The organism is Vibrio sp. Vb0888, from assembly GCF_033338835.1.
GTDB classification, from domain to species: Bacteria; Pseudomonadota; Gammaproteobacteria; order Enterobacterales; family Vibrionaceae; genus Vibrio; species Vibrio alginolyticus.
The window spans coordinates 1-2,815 of the sequence record NZ_JAWOTL010000046.1 but is presented as its reverse complement, the minus strand read 5'-3'; the positions used below and the strand labels follow the sequence as shown (position 1 = coordinate 2,815).

Sequence of the window (2,815 nt, the reverse complement as noted above, 5' to 3'; positions counted from 1 at the left end):
GTTCTTTTAGTTGTTGATTTCATAACACTCTCCAATTTTGGGGGGTGGAAAGTGTCAACCTTATTTAGGACGGCACACTAGCAATAGAAAGGCCACGAATATCTTCGTGGCCTTTTCTTTTTGACCTTCTGTACAGCACTTGGAGTATTTGGCCTACTATGTTCCAATTGCTTGCAAAGCTGAACGAAAGAAAACAAATCAATTAAAAATCATGGTTTTAAACTTTCACTCATTCCCAATCAAGATCGAATGTACAGCGAATAGAGGTTTTAGCTTACGATGATCCAAAAGCAAAAAGAGCTGCACAATAGCAGCTCTTTTAAGATATTGGATTTTGTCACGATTGGTTAGAAGCGCCCTTGGTAATTAAACTCATATTGACCTTGAGCATTCGGCTTACCCAACCATTTCAATTGCTCCCCCATGCTGGATGGGAACTCTGCTCCAGGTTTGAACCACGCTTTGGTTGAGTATCGTTGATTAGGCATCAGCTCTGCTGAGAACGCCGCAGAGACTTGTTCGCTGCTCTGCTCACCAGTTGCCGTCAATACACTATCCTGACAGTTTATATCGGCAATCACAGGACCGAGATCTAAGCTGCCAACGGGGCTTTGAATACCACTGGCATTCCATACTAAAGTGCCTTCACCGTTCTTACACCAAGGCGCAGCATAAGTCGCATGACGAATATTCAGCTCAAGTTGCCCATCAACACCAACAGGCACAGGGAGGCGCGCTTGCTCAACAACTTTTACCGCCGGAATCGAGGCAACTAAGTTTTTGGCATAAGGGCCATCACTTAAGCTATAGCCGACAAAACCGCGCCCACGAACGTCCATTTCACTACCACGACCAAAGCGCACAGCAAACTCAGCTTTACCTGTCAGTAGACTCGACCATTGGAAATCCCAATTAACTTCTCCAAGGTTCTGGCGCTGCCAACGAATACTAGCAGCTTGACCTTGCCATACCGAACCGTTGGTTCCTTGAATGTCCAGGCCTCTCACTGTTGGTGCTTGTTGTAACACCCAAGAGACTGGTAATCCCATTAAAAGACTGACTGAAAAAAAGACGATAAAGATAACAACGTAAAGTACTGCTCGCTTCACCTTAACCTCGCTTAAACTGAAGGCGGTTTACATCGATCATGCCCGCTTGCTCTGTTCGGTCGATATCTAAAAATTCGACTTCAATACCCTGCTGCTCTTTCAAGTAACGTAACCAATCCACTAGTTGATTAAACGCGAGTGGTTTGATCCACACTTGAACGCTCTCATTACGAGGTTGTACGCGAATCAACTCAACTTTATAACGACGAGCTGAAGAAGAAACCAACTGATTCAACGGTTGACTAGAGTAGCTCACACCGCTGCTTTTTCGCAGTGCAATGATGCCATCCGCTTTATCTTGTACCCAAGCTAGCAACTGTTTTTCGCTTTGAATACGTGACTGAGCTAGCTCCGCACGTTGGCTCATTGGCTGTAATAAACCCCAATAAATAATACCGATAACGGCAATAGCGCCACATCCCATGACCAAACGCTGCTCACGCTGCGAGATGCTGCTCCACCAAACCTGAGCTTGAGAAATTAAGTTTTTCATCATCACCTCACAAACGCTTCAAAACAAAGCTGCCAACCACAACGTTATCGCTACGGTTCAACTGACCTTGCTCAACATTAAACTTCTCTGCCAATTTCACACGAGCCTGCTCAAAAGGTTGGAAGTCTGAACTACGAGCCTGAATACGTACTTCGCCACGTTGTCCGTCGTATTTAAAGCTAGTGATCTCCAAGTCGCTGACCTGACCAAGCGTCGCGGGTAATGCCGCCAACCATGACAACATTGCCTGCTGACCACTTCCACCAGATAAGCGGCGCTCTTCATCATCCATTTGTCGTTTGAGGTAACTAACGGTAGGAATGCGTCGTTTATTTGGGAACACCTGGCGGAAAATACGCTCACTCTCCTCACGATACGCTTGAGCTTGTGCTTCGTACTTGTGGACCACGAGCAACTGCTGCGCAACCATGACGACGATAAGCACCCCCGCAGCAATGGTGGCTTTTTGCCAGAGCTTCCAGTATTTACCCCAAGAAGATTTCGGCTTGAAGATCCCAGTCAGCAAATTGACTTTGCTTTCTGTCACCCCCTTCGCCAGTAAAGCCATCGTCATTTCTTCTGGTTGCGGCTCCCATATTTCAGGTAACGCAGATTCCGGGACCGAGCTATAGCAATCGAGCTTCCAACCTTCATGATTTTGTAGATAAGAAGAGAGGTAAAGGTCTAACCAAGAAGCGTCGACAACCGCGCCCTCTGTCGCAGAGTGACGAATTAGCCATTGCTCGCCAATCATTGCAGCACAGCTGTGCTCTCCACGAACCGGTAACGCAAGCACATCGGGTAAAATGCGTTTAATAGCGATACCTTGGCTTGAGAAACGTTGCAGTACAGTCTGAATCCAAGCACGTTCAACTGCGCAAATCTGCGCTTTATCCGCTTGTTTACCCAACACGCTAAAGTGCAGGCCATCAACGTCCTGAGCAACTTCGTCTTCCACTAAGTACGGTAACATCGCCTCGAATTGGCGTGTTGCACCAGGTGGTATATCCACTTGCGTCAGGACCACATCATTACTCGCCAACAGCGCCACAACTTGGCGCTGACCAGCATATGAGACCAACTCATCTAAGTGTTCCCACCCGGCGATTTCACCGCTAGCAATCACTTCCTGTTGATCTGTCGACCACACCACCCAAGGAATGGTACTTTGTTGTTCGCTACTCAGCCGAACGGTCAGAAACTCGCTCACTGA

3 protein-coding genes are annotated in these 2,815 nt (G+C 47.3%); all 3 read right to left on the bottom strand.

From position 1 onward, the window contains the following. Positions 1 to 347: 347 nt before the first annotated feature. Genes R7P72_RS23565 through gspL form a run of 3 tightly spaced genes read right to left on the bottom strand, consistent with a single transcriptional unit; the run spans position 348 to position 2,812 of the window. Positions 348 to 1,109 carry a type II secretion system protein N gene (locus R7P72_RS23565; RefSeq protein ID WP_213907355.1) on the bottom strand — a complete coding sequence of 254 codons (762 nt, stop codon included), beginning with the start codon at positions 1,107 to 1,109 and terminating at the stop codon, positions 348 to 350. Between the two features lies 1 nt (position 1,110). Next, positions 1,111 to 1,602 carry a type II secretion system protein M gene (locus R7P72_RS23560; RefSeq protein ID WP_005379305.1) on the bottom strand — a complete coding sequence of 164 codons (492 nt, stop codon included), beginning with the start codon at positions 1,600 to 1,602 and terminating at the stop codon, positions 1,111 to 1,113. Positions 1,603 to 1,609: 7 nt separating this feature from the next. Further along, positions 1,610 to 2,812 carry a type II secretion system protein GspL gene (gene gspL, locus R7P72_RS23555; protein WP_005379304.1) on the bottom strand — a complete coding sequence of 401 codons (1,203 nt, stop codon included), beginning with the start codon at positions 2,810 to 2,812 and terminating at the stop codon, positions 1,610 to 1,612. Positions 2,813 to 2,815 lie beyond the last annotated feature (3 nt).